Raw genomic sequence first — 1,144 nt, 5'->3', positions numbered from 1 at the left:
CCGCTTCGCGGCGGCCTTCGGCCGTCCTTGACCGCGAGCCTCTCCCGGGACGCTTCGACGGCGCACGAGCGGCACGGCTTCGCCGCGCCGCCCGCACAAGCGCGGGCCCTTCCTACGGTGGTTGAGGTGCGAGCGAAGCGAGCCTCGAAACCACCCAAGGTAAAATGTCAGAAAGTTGCGAGAGGCCTTGTGGACAACGGGTTCTGAGGCCTCCGAGTGTCGGTGCTCGATGCTGCCGCGGCCCACTTCGACGCCAAAGCGTTACGGATCCAGGGACGCCGGATCCTCGACGTGGTGGCCCCCGAGGTCGGCGAGGCCGAGGAGGCCAAGCAGCTCGCCAAGGAAGAACGCGCCGCCGAGGCCAAGGCCCGCCTCACCCTGCACGACGACGGCCACGCGATGACCTACGGCCGGTTCGCGATCCGCACCGCCGAAGCCGACATGCTCCGCAAAGCACTGCAGGCCATCGCCAAGGCCGGCGGTCACGGGTTCGACCCGCACGGCCTGGGGGTCGCGTTCATGGACTACATCCGCCGCTACCCGGTCGACAAGCTCCCCACCGCCGGCGGCGTCAACGCCACCGTGGTCGTCACCATGACGCTGGAGACCCTCCTCGGTGGGCTGAAGGCAGCCCAGCTCGACACCGGGACCATGATCAGCCCCGGCCTCGCCCGCAAGCTCGCCTGCGAAGCCGGGATCATCCCCGTCGTCCTCGGCGGGAAGTCCGAACCCCTCGACGTCGGCCGCAAACGCCGCTTCCACACCACCGCCCAACGCATCGCCCTGCAGATCCGCGACAAGGGCTGCCTCGTGACGGGCTGCGAACGCCCCGCCTCCGCCTGCCACGCCCACCACCTCGACCCATGGGCCCACGGCGGCCACACCTCCGTGAAGAAGGGCGCGCTGCTCTGCGAGAGACACCACACCCTCATTCACCACCCCGACTACGAGATCACCCACCACCCCAACGGCAAGATCAGCTTCACCAGACGCGAGTGAGCACCGATCCCGGAGCACCCGACACCTGGTCTGCCGAGTGCAGGCGAAACCCCCCAGCCACTGAGGAGCCTCTGGCATGCCCCTATGGCGGTGGAAAGACACGGGTGATGATGCTCGTTGGCGAGTGGGTCAGCGCGATGAATCT

Annotated in this window: 1 protein-coding gene; it reads left to right on the top strand. The window is 68.4% G+C overall.

Annotation, left to right across the window (positions count from 1 at the left end):
- Window positions 1-222 precede the first annotated feature (222 nt).
- On the top strand, window positions 223-999 hold the full coding sequence (locus tag U1703_RS19070; protein WP_332786974.1) for an HNH endonuclease signature motif containing protein: 777 nt from the start codon (window positions 223-225) through the stop codon (window positions 997-999).
- Window positions 1,000-1,144 lie beyond the last annotated feature (145 nt).

The sequence above is a fragment of the Sphingomonas flavida genome (genome assembly GCF_036663655.1).
Classification (GTDB): domain Bacteria; phylum Pseudomonadota; class Alphaproteobacteria; order Sphingomonadales; family Sphingomonadaceae; genus Sphingomonas.
Note: the sequence above shows the minus strand (reverse complement) of the source record. Positions and strands in the feature narration are given on the sequence as shown.